Below are 18,062 nucleotides of genomic sequence, written 5' to 3'. Positions count from 1 at the left end.
TCCACCCCCGCGCCGCCCCCGTCACTCCCAGCGGAAGGCCGCCGCGGCCGCCCCGCCGCAGACGAGCGTCGCCGCCGACAGGGCGATGAGCGAGGCCGGCTCGATCGGCCAGCCCGCCCACGCCGCCGACAGCGCCTGCACGCTCGCCCCGAACGGCAGCACCTCGCCGACCGCCGCGAGCGGCTCCGGCAGGGTCGTCATGCCGCCGAACAGGCCGCCGAGCGCCCCGAGGGCGAAGAACGCCACCAGGCCGATCGCGACCGCCGAGTTCGGCGTCGGCGCCAGGGCGGCCACCAGCATGCCGACGGCGTACATCGCCGCGATGCCGAGGGCGACGGCCATGGCCGCACCGACCGGATCGAGGGGCGGCCTGGCGCCGAATGCGAACACGGCGACGGCGAAGGCGACGGAGATGCCCACGAGCGCCTGGGCGAGGCTCACGACAGCCTGCGCGACGAGCACCATCGCCGGCGAGGCCGGCGTCACGGCGAGCCGGCGGAGGATGCCCGAACGCCGGTAGTACGCGAGGAAGCTCGGCATGTTGATCACCCCGATCGAGGCGATCACGACGGTGAACACGAGCGGCAGCACGAAGACCTCGAGCGCGGTGAGACCGCCGACCGGCTCCGAGGCGGCCGACTGCGCGCTCATCACGAGGATCAGCAGCGGCATCCCGAGCGGCACGATGAGGCCGGCCGTGTCGCGGGCGACCATCTTCGCCTCGCAGGCCATGAGCACGAGCCACGAGCGCGGGCCCGGCCGCGCGATACGGGCGGGGGCGGATGCGGGTGCGGCGGTCATGCGGTCTCCTCCAGTTCGCCGGGGCGGGTGCCCGTGATCGTCACGAATGCCTCTTCGAGGTCTGCGGCGCCGACGGTCGAGACGAGCCCGGCCGGGGTGTCGTCGGCGACGATACGGCCGGCATCCAGCAGCACCACGCGATCGCAGAGCCGTTCGACCTCGTCCATGGCGTGGCTGACGAGCAGCACGGTCTCGTGCTCGAGCTGCTCGATCGCGCTCTGCATGCGTCGGCGGGCGTGCGGGTCGAGGCCGGTCGTCAGTTCGTCGAGGATGACGACGCGGGGCCGCCCCGCGAGGGCGAGCGCGATCGACAACCGCTGCTGCTGACCGCCGGAGAGCTTCTCGAAGCGGGTGCGGCGCTGCGCCGTGAGATCGACGAGATCCAGCAGTTCGCCGGCCGAACGCGGGTTCGGGTAGAAGCTGCGGAAGAGCCCGATGAGCTCGTCGACGGTCAGCGCATGGTGCACGGTCGCCTGCTGCAGTTGCACGCCGAGCACCTGCCGGAGCGCCGCCCGGTCGCGGCGAGGGTCGAGGCCGAGGACGCGAACGCGGCCGGCATCGGGGCGGCGGAGGCCGGCGATGAGCTCGACCGTGGTCGTCTTGCCCGCACCGTTGGCGCCGAGCACGCCGACGACCTCGCCGGCCCGCACCCGGAGGCTGACGCCGTCGACCGCGACCGTGGAACGGTAGCGCTTGTGCAGATGTTCGGCGACGATCGCCGTGTCGTGATCCATGGCTCCGACGCTACGGACGGCGCCGGTACGCCTGCAGTCCCGTTCGTCACGCCGCGGATCGTGACCGATGGCACGGGTGCCGGCCGGGCCGGTTCCGTAGGGTGGACGGATGCGACGCATGGTGCCGGAACTGTGGTCCGGGCTCGCGATGGTCGTCGTCTGCGTCGGCATCGGGGCGCCCGTCATGTTCGGCGCCGTGCCGGCCGCCGTGCCGCAGTGGGTGTGGACCGCGGTGTTCCTCTGCTCGCTGGCCGCCGCCTTCGCCGCGGTCTGGAGCGGGCACGTCTCGCCCCCGGGCCGGCGCAGCCGGGTCATCGCGCTCGCCGCCTACGGCGTCGCCGTCGCCGCGTCGTCGGCGGCCGTGCTGCTGGCCCCCTCCGCCGGGTGGCTGCCGATCCTGCTGGTCTTCCACGCCGCGCTCGGCGTCTACCTCGTGCCGCCGGCAGGCGTGGCCGGCGTGATCGCCTGGAACACGCTCGTGCTCTTCGTCCTCTTCTCGATGCAGAGCGCTCGCCCCGGCGAGGTCGTGCTGAGCACGGGCCTCTACCTGCTCATCCAGATCGCCTCGGCGTTCTCGACCGGGGCGCTCGTGCGCGAGCAGCGCACCCGGGCGAGCCTGGCTGCGGCCAACGTCGAGCTGCGCGCCGCGAACGCGTTGCTCGCCGAAAGCGCCCGCACCGCCGAACGGCTGCGCATCTCGCGGGAACTCCACGACCTCATCGGCCACCAGCTGACCGTGCTCACCCTCGAGCTCGAGGCCGCGAAGCACCGCGACGGCCGGGCCGCCCGCGAACACGTCGAGCGCGCCGACGGTGTCGCCCGCGGGCTGCTCGCCGATGTGCGGGCGACCGTCGGCCGCCTCCGCGAATCCGGCACCGGCGAGCTCGCCGAACTCCTGGGCGACGTCGTCGCCGGCATCCCGGGGCTCGAGATCGCCCTCGACGTGCCGACCGGGCTCACGACCGACGACGACGAGACGGCTGCGCTCGTGCGCGCCGTGCAGGAGATCGCGACGAACACGCTGCGGCACGCCGAGGCCACCCGGCTCGAGATCCGCGTGTCGCGGGATGCCGCCGGCATCCGCCTGACCGCTCTCGACGACGGCCGCGGCGCCGGCCGGCCCGTCGCCGGCAACGGGCTGCGCGGCCTGCAGGAACGCTTCGCCGCCCTCGGCGGCGACGTCTCCTTCGACGGCGCGCACGGCTTCCGCGTCGAGGCGAGGGTGCCGGCCCGATGAGCCGCGTGGTGATCGTCGACGACCAGGCATTGGTGCGCACCGGCATCCGCACCCTGCTCGGCATCGCCGGCATCGACGTCGTCGCCGAAGCCGCCGACGGCATCGAAGGGCTCGCGGCGATCGAAGCCGAACGGCCCGACGTCGTGCTCCTCGACCTCCGGATGCCCGGCCTCGACGGCATCGGCGTGCTCGCCGAACTCGCCGCCCGCGGCGACCCGACGCCCGTGCTCGTCCTCACCACCTTCGACGACGACGAACTGCTCGTGCAGGCCCTCCGCCACGGCGCGCGCGGCTACCTGCTGAAAGACGTCACCGTCGAACGCCTCACCCACGCCGTCGACACCCTCGCCGCAGGCGGCACCCTCATCTCCCCGTCGGTCACCGACCGGCTGCTGCGGGCCATCCGCGCGGGCGCGGCCACCGACCCGCCCCCGGCGGAACCGCTCACGAGCCGCGAGGTCGACGTGCTCCGCCTCATGGCCGAGGGTTACGGCAACCGCGAGATCGCCGGCGCCCTGCACCTGGCCGAGGGCACCGTGAAGAACCACGTCTCGGCGATCATCGCCAAGCTCGGCGCCCGCGACCGCACGAGCGCCGTGCTCCGCGCCCTCCGCGACGGAGTGCTCGGGTGAGGTCGTGTCGTGATGTCCAGGCAGGATCGTGGAGTGAATGCCCGTGGGGCTTCCGGGCGATTCAGGCCGTCGCAGAATTCCCAGTACCGGTTGTCACGTTTTGACCTTCTTCGAACATATCCATGTATGAAGCCGTCATCCGATGAAGAGCTCGATGATCGTATCCGACGTCTCGGACTCGTATCTCTGACCAAGGAAGTCCAGGACCTTCTTGACGAACAGGCAACGAGCCTCCAGGATCCGCATGTGCGGGAGGATGCCGAGCGTCAACTCGACGGGCGGGGCCGAAAGCGCGGGCTCAAGAAGCGCTGGCACGTTGGTGGGGCCGTTGCTCTCGCGAGTCTCTCAGTCGCAGTGCCAGCGGCGGGTACAGCTCTATGGCTGGCCAGGACGGGTGAGTTCGGAGATCCATCGCGGAGTACGGAGGAAGATTCGAGCGAGTGGATCGACCTCACGGCACCTGACGTTCCCGAAGTCGTTGACGATAGCTATCCGGCGTATCTCGATCTTCCACCGGGAGCCTCTCCATCCGACGCGGTCGAGGATGTTCAGCGAATCATGGGCCGGCTCGGCGTGGACGCCGGCGGCTCTGGTATCGCGCAGGACGGTCTGATCGTATCCACGTACGAGGGGTGGGCGATCTGCAGCTGGTTCGACTACTGGCTCGACGGTGATGATGCCGCGAAGGCCGTCGCGGTCGACTGGCTCGGCGACGTCGCGAACTATCCGGCCATAACCGCGCTCGACAGCGGCGGTGTCGTGGACGGTCTCCACAAGTCCGTAAGCTCGGCGCGAGACGGTGACTCGGCTGCCGTTGAACGTGGGTACGCCTTCTGGGACTGCTACGGGGTGATGGGGGAGGAACATTGACGCAGCAGCCAGAGCTGGTCAGCGATTCGGCAGCTCTGCGGATCGATGACCTTGTCCGGTCGCTGTCTCCGGCTTTGTTGGCGTATTTCGCGAGACGGGTCGTCCCCCAGGAGGATGCGGCCGACTGTCTGTCCGAGACACTCTTGGTGCTGTGGCGCCGACGAGCTGATCTTCCGAAAAACGAGGACGACCGGCGAGCTTGGGCATACGGTGTCGCCCGCAGGGTGCTTCTCGCGCAGCGACGCGGGGGCGCTCGGCAGGCCATGTTGGCTGCGCGGATTCGAGATGAACTCCGCACCACCCCTATCGCTGCGGACGTTCAGGATGGACCTGCGATCAAAGCGTTGTCCCGGCTGAAGGAACGCGACCGAGAGCTCGTCGGGATGGTCGTGTGGGATGGATTATCCGTGAGCGAGGCCGGCGCGGCACTCGGGCTCCGCCCCGATGCGGCACGTGCACGCTACTCACGGGCAAGGCGGCGCCTGCGCGCAGCGTTGAACCGGAGGAACGAATCTCTCTGAACGTGAAGATCCCAAGCGAACGACCGGACTGCCGGGCGCCGTGTGGAAGCGCCCTCCCGGCATCACCACCACGTTGCTGTGCGAGCATGGGCCTCCCGCGAGAGCCACACGTTGTCGAGCGAACGGAGGTGTCGCCGTGTTCGTCTTCCTTATTGGGCTCTTCGGACATCCGGTGGGGGTCATGGGGTGAGGCCGCCGGCGGCGAGGAGCATGCGGAGGCGGTAGTTGTGGCGGTTGCGGAAGCCTCTGGCGAGGCGGCGGTGGAGTTCGATGATGCCGTTCACGGCCTCGGTGCCGCCGTTGGATGAGCGGCCGGTGGTGAAGTAGGCCAGGAACGCGTCGCGCCACCGTCTCAGGGTGCGGCCCAAGCGGGCGATCTCGGGGATCGGGCAGGTGTGGAACGTGTCGACGACGGTGACGGCGATCCGTCGTCCTTGGGCCAGATCCTTCGCGTGGTAGGCGGCGCGGAGTTGCTGTGCACACTGCCAGGCGATGAAGACTTCCTCGTGGGCGGGGTCGGCGTTGATCGCGGCGACCAGACGTGCTCGTTGCTTGTCGGTGAGGTGCTCGGCCCCGGCGCGGAGGATGGTCTGGATCCCGTAGAGCGGGTCGCCCTTCCGGCCGCGATGGCCGAGGGTGTCCTGTTGGACCCGGCGGCGGACCTCGTCGACGGCGGCGGTAGCGAGCTTCACAACGTGGAACGCGTCCAGCACGGCGATCGCGTCGTGGAGCTTGTCGTCGATGGCGGCCTTGTAGCCGGCGAAGGGATCCAAGGCGGCCACTTTCACGTTCCGACGGAAGTCCTCGCCGCGTTGGTCCAGCCAGGCCTTGTAGACGCGCCCGGAACGGCCGGGCACGAGGTCCAGCAGCCTGGCGTGCGTCTTGCCGTGCTCGTCGCGGGTCAGGTCGACCATCCCGGTCAACTCCTTCGGGCCGCGCATGCGGGGATCGACGTGGTGCCAGATGTGTTCATCGACACCGAGGGTGCTGACCCCGTCGAACCGGGACTCGTCGGCGGCAAGCTGCTCGAGTTCGGGTTCGACGGCCCGCCAGAGCGTCTTCCACGACGTGTCGAGCTGACGAGCCAAGCCTTGGACGGTGGCGTGTTCGCGACGCAACTGCCCGATCGCCCAGACCACGGCACGGGCCGTGATCGATCCGCGTGGGGCGACCAACGACGGGAGCTGTTCCATGAACGTCTTCCGGCCGCAGTCGGTGTCCTCGCAGCGGAAGACGCGTTGCCGCCATACCAGGCGCACCCGGTCAGCGCCAGGCACGTCCCGCAGCACCCGGCGTCGGCGGCCACGACCGGTCGCGATCACCCCGCACGATGGGCACCCGGCAGGTCCCGGCGGGCTGGAGACCGTGACCGTCAGCAGGCCGTCACGGCGATCGACATGCTCGACGTGGACCCCGTCCAGGCCCAGCAGCAGGTCACAACGGTCACAGGGATCAGCAGCCGGACGCGCGTCAACGCGCCCCGAAGTAAGGTGAAGCACGTCGAGGTCCTCGGTCGGAATCAGGTGGTTAGCGCTTCTGATCCTCGGGGACCTCGACCCCTACACGCCAGTCACGCCCCGGACACCTCACCCCCACCAGATCTCCGAAGAGCCGGAATGGTGGCGCTGGTCGTCGCGCCGCCTGCACAGCGTAGGCTCATAGTGGCCGCAGATCCGAGTGTGGTCAAGGACCTCAGATGTCACCCATCCGTGCAGCAGGCCCCACCCCCCCTGTGCGGGGCATTGCTCGTTTTGCCTCATCATGCCCTGATCCTGCGCGTCCCCCAACCTCCACTCGAAGCCAGAAGAGTTGGATTCTCGCGCCCCTCGGCACCAGCTGGAACCAGAGTGTCCAAGACCAGGGACCAAACGCACGGCCTTAGGGGCGGTGCATACGTCTGGCGAAACATGACTTCCTTGACATATCTCGCCCGACCTATCACTGTGAGGTACGAGCAGCGAACGATTGCTCCCTTTGGGCTATGGATGAGTCAGAGGCTAACCAAAGAGAGTGGCTGAATATTGCGAAACAGGACACTTTTCCGGCTGGTGACGACTACCGCTGCCGCTGCACCGCTCGTGTATGCGATCGGCATCGCGCCGGCGCAAGCGAGCACCGACGATGACGTTGTCCCGGTGTGGATCGAGAGCGAGGTCCTCATCACAGGGGATGAGATCACTCTCATGGGCCCCGGCGGTTCATTCGGGCTTGAGCTGGTCGAAACGACACCGACTGATTCCATCGATGTTGTCGAGTCCGAATCGCTCGTTGAGCTCGGTGCCGTCTTCGAGGATCCTCAGGCTTCGACCGTTGAATACGAGCTCGACCTTCCCAGCGGCGCTTCGGCTGAGATCGTCGTGAACGACGATGGCGAAGAGTCGATCTTGCTGACGAACGAAAATGGAGATCTCCTTGGCGGGATCATGCAGTACGAGGCCCTGGACGCTGCCGGGGAACCGGTGCAGGCTGCACTCGGTATCGAAGGAACGATGGTTACTCAATCGTTGGTCGCACCGGCGAACGTCGTCTATCCTGTCGAGGTTTCGATTGCCAGTGGCACGGTCTGGTACAAGAACGCGTGGGTGCACAAAGTCACGAAGGGGTACATCGTGAACGCTGATCCCACTCCGTTGGGGCGCCAACAGATCGCCTGGAACACGCATTCGACGCACGTGCTCCATGTGAAGAGTATCCTCGGGACCGCAATGACCAATACCTACTGGAACTGGAACATCGAACAGCAGTTCGTTTGCCACGTGGTCGGCGCCTATTTCCCGAGCGGCGTGTACAATATGGAATCGTGGCAGCCCGCGCTCTCTTGGGGGGAGATCGCGAACCCCTGGGACCGCTGCAATCGCATCAAGTAGCCCTCAGGAGGAATTCCCGTGAAAGTCGCATTCAGAATCGTGCTCGCGAGTTTTTTTCTTAGCATCATCGTGTTCCTCAGTATGATGCTACTTGGGCGGGTATCGGGATATGACTGGGGAAGCCTAACTGGACCAGAGCCTGTTTGGCCTTCTGTTCTCGGGTTCAGCGCCTTGTACGGAATTGCTATCAGCGGAGCGCTGCTTGTCATCCTTGGCGCGGTGTCCGTTGTTCGGTTCTTTCGCTGCAGTCGAAAGCGAGATGTGGCTGCCTCTGAGGCTTATTCAGGCGTAGATGAAGAATAGGCCGAGGGTTGCGGTGATGGTGGTGGGGAATGTGTTGAGTGGGCGGCGGTAGTCGGTGGGGAGGATGTGCCAGTTCTTGAGGTGGGCGATGGTTCGCTCGACGGGCCATCGGAGCTGGTTCGTGGGTGTGTCCGGGCAGCGGTCGGATACCCACACGACACGCCCGGTGAGCGGAATTTGTCAAGGCGGATGAGGCCGGTGGGTGTTATGCGGCGAGTTGGAGCTCGTCCGCTGGTGGCTGGTTGATCCAGGCGGCTGGGTCGCGGTCGAGGATCTTCGGGCGGGTCTGAGCGCGGGTGCCGAAGCGTTCGGGGTGCGCGCGGCGGGCCTGATCGAGCGCGGTGTCACGGTCACGGTCGATGGCGTCCGCGTGGCCGTAGTGGACGTCGGCGGGGGTGTGCATCCCGATACCGGTGTGCCGGTGATGGTGGTTGTACGCGTTGACGAATTCGTCCAGGAACTCGCGGGCCGCGGTGAGGGAACTGAATCGTTCGGGGAAGTCGGGCAGGTATTTCATCGTCTTGAACAGTGCCTCGGAGTACGGGTTGTCGTTGCTGACGTGCGGGCGCGACCTCGACTTCGTGACACCGAGATCGGACAGCAGCGTGGTCACGGTCTTCGAGGTCATCGACGGGCCACCATCGGAGTGCACGACCTGCGGGGTGCCGTGGATCCCGAACGCGTCCAGCATCATCTCTTTCGCGAGGATGCCGTCCTCGGTGGCATGCACGATCGCGCCGACGATGTACCGGGAAAAGATGTCGATCATCACGTACGCGTCGTAGTAGACGCCTTTCACGGGGCCGGCGAGTTTCGTGATGTCCCACGAGTACACCTGCCCGGGCCCGGTCGCGATCAGCTCCGGGATCTTCCGCGGCGGGTGTGTGGCAAGCCGTCGCCGTTCCCGCACCTGCGTGTTCTCCCGCAGTACCCGGTACATCGTCGAGACCGAGCCGATGTACTGGCCTTGTTCGAGGAGGATCGCGTAGACCTGCAACGGCGGCTTATCGACGAACTCGTCGCTGTTGAGCACCGCGAGCACGCGGGCCCGCTCGTCGCAGTCGAGCTTGTTCGCCGGCGCCGGACGCGGCAGCGGAGGCTCCCGGTCAGGGCGCCGCTCACGACCAGTCCGTCGAACCGCGCTCGCCCGTGGAACCCCGGTCAGTGCAGCCGCATCCCGGGTCGGCGTGCCAGCCAAGGCCAGCTCCCGGTACGCGTCCATCAGCGGCGTTTCGGCGTCGGGTCGGTGTCCGCGCTCTCGGAGAGCTGTTCCAAGAGCGCGTGTGCTTTTCCCATGATCTGCAACGCCATCTCGGTCGTCGCGAGTTTCTGTTCCGCTTTCGCGAGTTGCCGGCGCAGCGCCGCGATCTCGGCCTGCTCACGCGAGGGCCGCCCCACCGCCTCGCCGGGCTGCTTGCCTTCGAGAAGACCCGCGTCGCGCTGCTTGCGCCATTCCGAGATCAACGACGAGTACAGGCCCTCGCCCCGCAGGAACGCGTTCCCCCCACCGGTCTCGCACGCGGTCTCATACTCGGACAGGTACTTCAGCTTCTGCGCCGGCGTGAACGTACGGCGACGGGCGCGACCGGCAGGATTCGACGGGGCAGACACCACTCCATCATCGGTGGCCGCGGGAACCGTGGCCAGAGAACTCGAACTCATCAGATTGGGTGATCCTTCACGCCCCGCAGGCGAACTTGCTATGAACCGGTGGACTCACCCAACCCTGACACGCAGGGGAGCTCGGCTGCCACTTGGACGTTGAGTCCGCTTGTGTCTCGGCTTGCCCGAGTCGAAGTCGCTCATGGTCTGTCTTTCACGCGATGCCGGGTAGTGGAAGCCGAGTCTAGGTGTACTTCCCTGACAGGTTGTGAACGGCTGAGGTAGTGAAGACCTCCGGGGCAGGATGTGGGTTACCACACTCACCGTCCTGACCACGGAGGTCTTCGTGACTCACGCTAACGCGCCCTTGACGCCGGAGGGGCGTCGACGTCTTGCCGTTCTGATCGTCGATGACGGTTGGACTGTCCGCCGTGCGGCCGAACGCTTTCAGTGTTCGCCGGCGACGGCATCTCGGTGGGCTCGCCGGTACCGCGCCGGCCTGCCGCTGACCGACCGTAGTTCGAGGCCTCACTCGTCACCGGGCCGGCTGCCGCGCAAGACAGAACGGCGAATCCTCGCGTTGCGGTTCGTCCGTCGGTGGGGGCCGCACCGGATCGCGTATCACCTGGGGCTGCACCGTTCCACGGTCGGCCGGGTGCTCGCACGGTATCGGATGCCGAAGCTGGCGAACATCGACCAGGCCACAGGGCTGCCCGTCCGCAAGCCCAAGCCGGTGCGTTACGAAGTCGCCAAACCGGGTCAGTTGGTGCATGTGGACATCAAGAAGCAAGGCCGGATCCCCGACGGCGGCGGCTGGCGCGTCCACGGCCGCGGGTCCGCCCAGGACCGCCACGCTGGCCTCGCCCGCGACAAAGCCGCCCGGGCCGGCGCGGCAGGTTCACGCGGCTACCGCTACCTGCACCACGCCGTGGACGACTACTCACGGGTCGCGTACTCGGAGATCCTCGACGACGAACGCAAAGAGACCGCCGCCGGGTTCTGGAACCGCGCGAACGCGTTCTTCACCGGCCTCGGGGTGACAGTGACCGCGGTAATGACCGACAACGGTGCCTGCTACCGCTCCCACGCCTTCGCCGACGCCCTCGGCGAGAACGTGAAGCACAAGTGGACCAAGCCCTACCGGCCCCAGACCAACGGCAAAGTCGAACGGTTCAACCGAACCCTCGCCGCCGAATGGGCCTACGCGAAGCCCTACACCAGCGAAGCCGAACGAACCGCCGCCTACGACACCTGGCTCCATGACTACAATCACCACAGACCCCACACCGGCATCGGCGGCCAAACACCCTCACAACGCGTTCACAACGTCACGGGGAAGTACATCTAGGGGGCCGGTGTTTGCGGGCCTGTGGCGAGGTGGCTTTCATCGTCGGCGCATACCTCGAACAGCGATGGGGCATCGATGCCGGGACCGGCGCCATCCGAGGTGACGCGGACTCGGGTGGTTGTAGCAATCGTGGGGGTGCAGTCGTACGTGCTGATCCTCGTGAGTTCTGCATCCGTATGCGTGGATTCTCCCGGCGCCAGCGTCCCCGGTTCGGGGGTTTTCGATCCGATCGAGGTGTCGGTGCTGGTCTGCACGTTGCCGTCGTCATCGAGGAGCAGAACGCCGGGCCATCCGAAGTAGCTGCAGGCCTGATCCGACGCGTTCGTGAGCACGATCGTGAATCGTTCTATCTCTGCATCGGAGTATTCCCGTCGAGCTACGACCTCTGCGGTGAGCTGCTCGTCCACGCACCGTTCGTCCGACCACTTCGGGCCTACCGGCTTGGCACGCGGCGCCGCCGCCGCAGTCGGTGACGCTTCGGCGGACAGGGTTGTCGGCGTCTCGCCGGTCGGGGCGGTGCACCCGACCAGGGTGAGAACGGCGGCGGCGAACAGGGTTGCGGGCGCGGCTGGATGCATTCGGGTTGCGGGCACGCGGCAACGGTATCGGCCTTCGCGGACGGAGCGCTGTCCCCCGGACGCGTGACCGGCCCCGTCTAGGAGTTCACCCGGATGACCTCGTGCTGGTACGGGGCGATGATGTGCGGGGAGACGCGGCAGTCCAGCAACAGGAAGGGGCGCTCGGCGGCCGGCCGGGCCGCCCAGTCGGCGAGGCGGTCGAGGGCGGCGAGCGAGTCGACGACGACGCCCTCGGCGCCGAAGCCGCGGGCGACGGCCGCGAAATCCACCTGGGGGATGCGCATGGGCGCCTCGGCGAGGCCCTTCAGGCCGTAGAGGTTGACCTCGGCGCCGTAGGCGGTGTCGTTCCAGACGACGGCGAGGCCGCGGCCGCCGGCCGAACGCACCGCCGACTCGAGGTCGGCGATCGCCATCAGGCCGCCGCCGTCGCCCGTGGTGAGCACCACCGTCGAATCGGGTTTGGCGGCCGCGGCGCCCGGCACGCTCGGGAAGCCGAGGCCGATCGACTGGAACGCCGTGCCGACCATGATCATGCGGTCGGGGGAGGCGACAGGCCAGTACATGTTCGCCCAGCCGATGAAGTGCCCGCCGTCGGAGACGACGACGCGGTCGGCCGGCAGCAGTTCGCCGATGCGGGCGGCGACCGTGCGAGGGTCCAGGCGGCCGTCGGGGGCGAAGCCCGTGCCCGTATCCAGCGGTCGAAGCGGCGCGAAGTCGACGGTGTCGCGCCAGGGGAGGGCGTCGGTGCTGCCGCCTGTTTCGGGCCGCGTCGCGAGGGCGTCGGCGAGGGCCGCGGCGGCGAGCGCGGCATCCGCCCGCACGAAGTCGTCGACCCGCGGGTGCGTGGCCGCCCCCGCCACATCGAGCTGCACGACCCGCGTGCCCTCGGCGAAGAGCCCGCCGAAGCGCAGCGTGAACTGCGAGAGCGAGGCGCCGAAGACGAGCACGACATCGGCGTCGCGGATGAGACCCATCGCCTGTTCCTGCCCGAACCCGCCGGTGACGCCGAGGTCGAACCGGGCGTCGGGGAAGACGCCGCGGCCGAGCGCGGTGGATGCCGTGACGGCACCCGTCGCCTCCGCCAGCCGCCCGAGGGCGGGGCCGGCGCCGGCGAGCCAGGCCCCGCGGCCGGCCAGCAGCAGCGGGCGGCGGGCGCCGGCCAGCAGCGCGGCGACCCGGGCGATATCGTCGGCGGCCGGCTCGACCGGCTCCGGAAGACGCAGCTCGCGAAGGGCCGTCAGCGGCCCGGCATCCCGCGCCGCGAGGTTGTACGGGATCGCGAGGACGACGGCCGTGCGCTCGGCGAGCGCGTGCTCGATCGCTCGCGCCGCGGTCTCGGACGCATCGTCCACACCCGCGACGAAGGTGCGGGCGCCGGCGGCCTGCGCCATCGCGATCTGATCGACGTCCCACGGGCGCGGCCCGGTCGTGGGGGCGTCGCCGACGACGAGGAGCACGGGGATGCGGGCCTGCACCGACTCGGCGAGGGCCGTCAACGTGTTCGTGAAGCCCGCGCCGTAGGTCGCCGTCGCGACCGCGATCCGGCCTGAGGCGCGGTAGTAGGCGTCGGCGGCGACGACGGCGCCGGCCTCGTGCCGCACCGCCGTGAACCGCACCGGGGTGCGGTCGAGGGCGTCGAGGAAGTAGGCGTTGCCGTTGCCCATCAGCCCGAAGGCCTCGGTGACGTGGGCGGCGGCGACATGCGCGATGTGCGCGGAAACGGTGGGCATGCGGATGCTCCTGAGACGACGGACGGACGTGATTCCGTGTGTGTCTCGCGCGGCTCGCGCTACGTGCCCCTTTTTCGAGCACCGGCCTGGCGGGCCGGACGGATCGAGTATAGGCGAGCCGAGCCGTCGCCCCGGCGGGGTGTGGATGCCGCGGGGCGCCCCACGGCATCCGCACCCGGATCGTTCAGCCGTTGACGACCTGCGGCACCGACACCGACTTCAGACCCTCGACGCCGAACTCCATGCCGTAGCCGGACTGCTTGACGCCGCCGAACGGGATCATCGGGTGCACGCCGCCGTGCGAGTTGATCCACACCGTGCCGGCCTGGATGCGTGCGGCGATCCCGCGGGCCCGGTCGCGGTCGGCCGACCACACCGAAGCGCCGAGGCCGACCGACAGCTCGTTCGCGAGCCGCACCGCCTCATCGACGTCGGAGTAGCGGATGATCGGCAGCGCCGGACCGAACTGCTCCTCGACGACGAGCGGGTTGTGCGGGTCGATGTCGGCCACGAGCGTCGTCGGGTAGAAGTTTCCCAACTGCTCGCGGTCGGGCTCGCCGCCCGTCAGCACCCGGGCGCCGGATGCCTTCGCGGCCTCCACGAGGCGGTCGACGACACCGAACTGCATGCGGTTCTGCAGCGGGCCCAGCACATTCTGCTCATCGAGCCCGGTGCCCATCGGCATCTTGGCGGCGACGTCGACGAGAGCCTCGCAGACCGCGTCGTACACGTCGTCGTGCACGTAGAGGCGCTTCATGGCCGCGCACGTCTGGCCCGTGTTGATGAACGCGCCCCAGAACAGGTCCTCGGCGATCGCGGCCGGGTCGACGTCGGGCAGCACGATGCCGGCGTCGTTGCCGCCGAGCTCCAGCGTGAGGCGCGTGACGTTGCCCGCGGATGCCTCGATGATCTTCTTGCCGGTCGCGGTCGAACCCGTGAACATGATCTTGCCGAACTCGGGCCGGGCGACGAGCTCTGCGCCGATCGCGCCGTCGCCGGCGACGACGTTCAGCACGCCCGCGGGCAGCTCGGCGTTCAGCACCTCGACGAGGGCGAGACCCGAAAGGGTCGTGTACTCGCTCGGCTTGGCGACGACCGTGTTGCCCATGCGGAGGGCCGGCGCGATCTGCCAGATCGCGATCATCATCGGCCAGTTCCACGGCGTGATGACGCCGACCGTGCCGACCGGGCGGTAGTGCAGTTCGGCGTAGTCGGTGCCGTCGTCGACGACGACCTCCGTGGGCAGCGGCGTGTCGGCGGTGACGCGCAGCCACGTCGCGCACGCACCGACCTCGAAGCGGGCGTTCGGCCCGTTCAGCGGCTTGCCCTGCTCGCGCGAGAGCAGCTCGGCGAGGGGCTCGGCGTGCGCCTCGACGGCGTCGGCCATGCGATGCAGGGCGGCGCGGCGCGCCTCGTCGCCGGCGGCCGCCCAGTCGGGCTGCGCGGCGACGGCCGCCTGGATCGCGGCATCCAAGTCGGCGACGGTGCCGACCGGTGCACGGCCGATGAGTTCGCCCGTCGCCGGGTCGAAGACCTCGCGTCCGGCGCCTTCCGGGGCGGCGACGGCGGCGAGGAGGGAGTCGTACTGTTCCATGGGACCTCCAACGGTGGTCCGTCAAGTCTCGCGCGGCCGGCGCGCGGCCGGTTGACCGGCGCGGCACGGCGATTGACCGTGGGCGAACAGGTGCCCGCCGGCACTCGCGCGCCGAGGCATCCACCGGCAGGCTCTGAACAGGCCCGCCGCCTCGCGGGCCGCGCAGTTCAGAGAGGAACCCCCGGATGCCAGCAGCAGAATCAGCCCCCGCGAGCGGAGCCCGTCGCGTCATCGTCGTCGGCGCAGGATCCGCCGGATCGGTCATCGCCCGGCGCCTGGCCGACGCCGGCGACGAGGTCACCGTGCTCGAGGCCGGCGGCGAGGACACGAACCCCGCCATCCACGACCCGAGCCGCATGGGCGAACTCTGGCACAGCGCCGACGACTGGGACTACTACACGGTGCCGCAGCCCGGCGCCGCCGGCCGTCGCCTGCACCTGCCGCGCGGCAAGGTGCTCGGCGGCTCGCACTCCCTGAACGCGATGATCTGGGTGCGCGGCGCCCGCGAGGACTACGACCACTGGGCGAGCCTCGGCAACGACGGTTGGGCCTGGGACGACGTGCTGCCCGTCTTCCGCGACATCGAAACCTTCTCGGGCGGTGCGAGCGAACTGCACGGCGACGCCGGCCTCCTCGACGTCACCGACGACTACCCGCTCGAGCCCATCCAGGCATCCATCGTCGACGCGGCCGTCGAAGCCGGCCTCGAACGCAACCCCGACTACAACGGCGAACACCTCGACGGGGTCTCGCAGCAGCAGATCACCGTGCGCGACGGCAAGCGCCTGAACACCTACCTCGCCTACCTCGCGCCCGTGCGCGACCGGGTCGAGGTGCGCGTCGGTTGCCATGTGCACCGCCTCATCCTCGAAGGGGCCGGCGACGAGGTCCGCGCCGTCGGCGTCGTCTTCGAGCAGGACGGCGAGATCCGCGAACTCCGCGCCGACGAGGTCGTGCTCGCCGCCGGCGCCATCGACTCGCCCCGGGTGCTGCTGCGAAGCGGCATCGGGCCTGCCGACGAACTCGCCGGCATCGGCATCGAATCGGTCGTCGACCTGCCCGGCGTCGGCAAGAACCTCCACGACCACCTGCTCGCGCCCGTCATCTTCACGACCGACACCCCCGTCGGCCCGCCCCGCGAAGGCGTCTCGGTCACCCAGAGCCACCTGTTCTGGAAGAGCCGGCCCGAGCTCGAGGTGCCCGACACCCAGCCCATCCACTTCAGCGTCCCCATGTACTCGGACGGCATGGAAGGCCCCGCCGACGGCTTCTCGCTGCTCGCCGGGATCGTCTCGCCGAAGAGCCGCGGCACGCTGCGCCTCTCGGGGCCCGAACCCCACGATCCGCTGCTCATCGACCTCGGCGCCCTCGATCACGACGACGACGTCGCGAGCCTCGTCGCCTCCGTCGCGCAGTGCCGCGGCATCGGCCGTCAGGCGGCGCTCGCGGAGGGCTGGGGTGCGACCGAGCTGTTCCCGGGTCCGGATGTCGCCGACGACGAGCTCGAGGAGTACGTGCGCCGCACGACCGTGACCTACCATCACCAGGTCGGCACCTGCCGCATGGGGGTGGATGCCGGGGCCGTCGTCGACCCGCGGCTCAAGGTCCACGGGGTCGCGGGGCTGCGCGTGGCCGACGCGTCGATCATGCCGCGCGTGACCACGGGCAACACGAACGCGCCCGCCGTGCTCATCGGCGAGCAGGCGGCGCGCTTCATGCTCGCCGAGCGGGCGGATGCCGCCGGTGCCGCGGACGCCCTGGAGACCGCCGCCGGCTGAGCGCAACGCGGCCGGCGCGCTCAGCGACGTGCGCCGGCCGCGTCGGCCGCGGGGTCGCCGGCTGCGGCGGGGCCCGCCGCCGCAGCCGGCATCCACCGGCGCGATCACGCGCGCACGAGCTCGCCGTCCTCTTCGCTCGGCACCTTCGCGTCACGGCGGAACGGGGAGCCGACCGCGTTCAGGTCGCTGCCGCGGGTCTCCTTCATGATGAGCGCACCGACGATCGCGAGCGCCGCGAGCACGCTCGTCCAGATCCAGAACAGCCACGGCATACCGATCTCGCCCGTCCACGTCAGCAGATACGGGGCGGTGCCGCCGAACAGCGCCACCGAGATGGACGTCGCGATCGCAACGCTGGTCGCACGGATCGGCGTCGGGAAGAGTTCGGAGATGAGCGCCGGATACATCCCCGCGCCCATCGCCCACACGCTCATGCCGACCGCCTGCGCCACGAAGAGCGTCCACGGCTCGTCCGAGATCAGCGCCGAAAGCGGGTAGAACGAGACGATCGCGGCGATCCCGAAACCGATCATGAGCGGCCGGCGACCGATCCGGTCGGACAGCTTGCCCCAGCCGGCCAGCGCGAGGAGCGCCACGGCCTGGGCGAGGAGGCTCGCCGTGAAGGCCGCCGTCGGGTCCATGCCGCGGTCAGCGATCGCCAGCGACGACGCGAAGATCGCCCACACGTAGTACGCGCAGTTGTGGCCGCAGGCCAGGAGGATGACGAGGACGCCGGCGGAGAAGCGGCGCCCGCGGCTCCACCCCTGCAGTTCGGTCGCCGAACGGTCGGACTCCTCATCGGTGACGGACTCGAACTCCTCCGTCTCCATCGCCGAGCGGCGCAGGAACAGCACGAGCAGGCCGAACACGGCGCCGAAGACGAACGCGTACCGCCAGCCGACGTCCGCGACCGCCTCGGGGCCGAGCACCGTGTTGAAGCCGGCGCCGAGCAGCGTCGCGAGCATGACGCCGACCGTGACCGCGATGAACACGGAGCTCGACCACAGGCCCCGTCGAGCCGGCGGCGCGATCTCGGAGACGTAGGTGTACGAGACGCCCGATTCGCCGCCGTGGGCGAAGCCCTGCAGGAGCCTCGCGATCACGAGGAGGACCGACGCCCAGATGCCGATCGTGTCGAAGCCGGGGATGACGGCGATCAGCAGGCTGGCCGCCGACATCGTCGTGATCGTCGCGACGAGCACGAACTTGCGACCGCGCACATCCGCGATCCTGCCGAAGACCAAGGCTCCGACCGGTCGGGCGAGGAAGCCGACGGCGAAGACCGCCAGAGTCGCCAGCAGCGCGGAGGTCGGGTTGGAATTGTCGAAGAAGTGCGCGGCGATGTACGTGGAGAAGACCGCGTAGAGGGTCCAGTCGAACCATTCGAGGATGTTCCCCATGGCGGCGGCCCGGAGGGAACGCCGTTGGGTCGTGCGTGCACTGGCGGGGGTTGACATGTGCGACCTG

Annotated in this window: 15 protein-coding genes; 7 read left to right on the top strand and 8 right to left on the bottom strand. The window is 69.2% G+C overall.

The window, feature by feature from the left end; all coding sequences use genetic code 11:
• Positions 1–21: 21 nt before the first annotated feature.
• Positions 22–801: an ABC transporter permease gene (locus G127AT_RS03975; RefSeq protein ID WP_210900135.1), complete on the bottom strand. Its 780-nt coding sequence runs from the start codon at positions 799–801 to the stop codon at positions 22–24.
• A complete protein-coding gene (locus G127AT_RS03970; protein WP_210900132.1) occupies positions 798–1,535 on the bottom strand; it encodes an ABC transporter ATP-binding protein in 738 nt (245 codons plus the stop codon). The genes G127AT_RS03975 and G127AT_RS03970 overlap by 4 nt, the downstream gene beginning before the upstream one ends.
• A 109-nt stretch (positions 1,536–1,644) precedes the next feature.
• Between G127AT_RS03970 and G127AT_RS03965 the strand changes: the two genes are divergently transcribed.
• The 4 genes from G127AT_RS03965 to G127AT_RS16355 all read left to right on the top strand — a co-directional run bounded on the left by G127AT_RS03965 (position 1,645) and on the right by G127AT_RS16355 (position 4,795).
• Positions 1,645–2,772, top strand: a complete 1,128-nt coding sequence (locus tag G127AT_RS03965; protein WP_244857726.1) for a sensor histidine kinase — start codon at positions 1,645–1,647, stop codon at positions 2,770–2,772.
• Positions 2,769–3,404: a response regulator gene (locus G127AT_RS03960; RefSeq protein ID WP_210900129.1), complete on the top strand. Its 636-nt coding sequence runs from the start codon at positions 2,769–2,771 to the stop codon at positions 3,402–3,404. The genes G127AT_RS03965 and G127AT_RS03960 overlap by 4 nt, the downstream gene beginning before the upstream one ends.
• A 126-nt stretch (positions 3,405–3,530) precedes the next feature.
• Complete coding sequence (locus tag G127AT_RS03955) at positions 3,531–4,274, top strand: hypothetical protein (protein ID WP_210900126.1); 744 nt, start codon at positions 3,531–3,533, stop codon at positions 4,272–4,274.
• The gene (locus tag G127AT_RS16355) at positions 4,271–4,795 is read left to right on the top strand and encodes an RNA polymerase sigma factor (RefSeq protein ID WP_210900123.1); all 525 of its coding nucleotides are present in this window, start codon (positions 4,271–4,273) and stop codon (positions 4,793–4,795) included. The genes G127AT_RS03955 and G127AT_RS16355 overlap by 4 nt, the downstream gene beginning before the upstream one ends.
• Positions 4,796–4,974: 179 nt before the next feature.
• Here the strand turns inward: G127AT_RS16355 and G127AT_RS03945 are convergent, their stop codons facing one another.
• On the bottom strand, positions 4,975–6,294 hold the full coding sequence (locus G127AT_RS03945) for an ISL3 family transposase (RefSeq protein ID WP_425305851.1): 1,320 nt from the start codon (positions 6,292–6,294) through the stop codon (positions 4,975–4,977).
• 549 nt (positions 6,295–6,843) lie between these two features.
• On the opposite strand from G127AT_RS03945, the gene G127AT_RS03940 reads away from it, so the two are divergent.
• Positions 6,844–7,662, top strand: coding sequence for a hypothetical protein (locus tag G127AT_RS03940; protein ID WP_210900120.1), 819 nt, complete (start codon positions 6,844–6,846; stop codon positions 7,660–7,662).
• A gap of 508 nt (positions 7,663–8,170) precedes the next feature.
• Here G127AT_RS03940 and G127AT_RS03935 read toward each other — a convergent pair.
• A protein-coding gene (locus G127AT_RS03935; protein WP_425305894.1) for an IS3 family transposase occupies positions 8,171–9,576 on the bottom strand; the annotation gives its coding sequence in 2 pieces (ribosomal slippage) (positions 8,171–9,219 and positions 9,219–9,576; 1,407 coding nt in all).
• A 337-nt stretch (positions 9,577–9,913) separates the two neighbouring features.
• On the opposite strand from G127AT_RS03935, the gene G127AT_RS03930 reads away from it, so the two are divergent.
• Positions 9,914–10,915 carry an IS481 family transposase gene (locus G127AT_RS03930; protein ID WP_210900117.1) on the top strand — a complete coding sequence of 334 codons (1,002 nt, stop codon included), beginning with the start codon at positions 9,914–9,916 and terminating at the stop codon, positions 10,913–10,915.
• On the opposite strand, the gene G127AT_RS03925 is transcribed toward G127AT_RS03930, so the two are convergent.
• From G127AT_RS03925 to G127AT_RS03915, 3 genes are all read right to left on the bottom strand, one after another.
• On the bottom strand, positions 10,912–11,508 hold the full coding sequence (locus G127AT_RS03925) for a DUF4232 domain-containing protein (protein ID WP_210900114.1): 597 nt from the start codon (positions 11,506–11,508) through the stop codon (positions 10,912–10,914). The genes G127AT_RS03930 and G127AT_RS03925 overlap by 4 nt on opposite strands.
• Before the next feature lie 62 nt (positions 11,509–11,570).
• Complete coding sequence (locus G127AT_RS03920) at positions 11,571–13,223, bottom strand: thiamine pyrophosphate-binding protein (RefSeq protein WP_210900111.1); 1,653 nt, start codon at positions 13,221–13,223, stop codon at positions 11,571–11,573.
• Between the two features lie 184 nt (positions 13,224–13,407).
• The gene (locus G127AT_RS03915) at positions 13,408–14,817 is read right to left on the bottom strand and encodes an aldehyde dehydrogenase family protein (protein WP_210900108.1); all 1,410 of its coding nucleotides are present in this window, start codon (positions 14,815–14,817) and stop codon (positions 13,408–13,410) included.
• Between the two features lie 185 nt (positions 14,818–15,002).
• On the opposite strand from G127AT_RS03915, the gene G127AT_RS03910 reads away from it, so the two are divergent.
• Entirely contained in the window at positions 15,003–16,595 is a 1,593-nt protein-coding gene (locus tag G127AT_RS03910) for a GMC family oxidoreductase (RefSeq protein ID WP_210900105.1), read from the top strand.
• Between the two features lie 104 nt (positions 16,596–16,699).
• Here the strand turns inward: G127AT_RS03910 and G127AT_RS03905 are convergent, their stop codons facing one another.
• Entirely contained in the window at positions 16,700–18,052 is a 1,353-nt protein-coding gene (locus G127AT_RS03905) for an MFS transporter (RefSeq protein ID WP_210900101.1), read from the bottom strand.
• Positions 18,053–18,062 lie beyond the last annotated feature (10 nt).

The organism is Agromyces archimandritae (genome assembly GCF_018024495.1).
Taxonomy (GTDB): Bacteria; Actinomycetota; Actinomycetes; order Actinomycetales; family Microbacteriaceae; genus Agromyces; species Agromyces archimandritae.
The sequence above is the reverse complement of the archived record's forward strand: the minus strand, read 5'-3'. Positions and strand labels throughout refer to the sequence as shown.